General features: G+C 58.3%; 1 pseudogene. It reads right to left on the bottom strand.

The features are described 5' to 3' along the window. Positions 1-295, bottom strand: a pseudogene (locus KVT37_RS32110) (type I pantothenate kinase); the annotation flags it as partial.

Genomic DNA, 295 nt, shown 5'->3' with positions numbered 1-295 from the left:
GTTGGCCCAGAGCCCCTCGGCGATGGCCCGCGCGGAATCCTGCGACAGTTGCGAATAGCGGTGGTAGAAGGAGTCCGGATTGCGGAAGGCGGTCTCGCGCAGCCGCATGAAACGCTGGATGTACCATTGATGGGTCAGCTTTTCGTCGGCATCGATATAGATGGCGAAGTCGAAGAAATCGGTCAGGAACGGCACAATCTTGCCGTCCTTCGACAGCTTGCCGGGCTGCAGGACGTTGATGCCTTCGAAGATCAATATGTCGGGACGGTCGATGGTGACGAACTCGACGGGAATG

Origin of the sequence: Mesorhizobium sp. GbtcB19 (assembly GCF_019091085.1) — a bacterium.
Classification (GTDB): Bacteria; Pseudomonadota; Alphaproteobacteria; order Rhizobiales; family Rhizobiaceae; genus Mesorhizobium.
The sequence above is the reverse complement of the archived record's forward strand: the minus strand, read 5'-3'. Positions and strand labels throughout refer to the sequence as shown.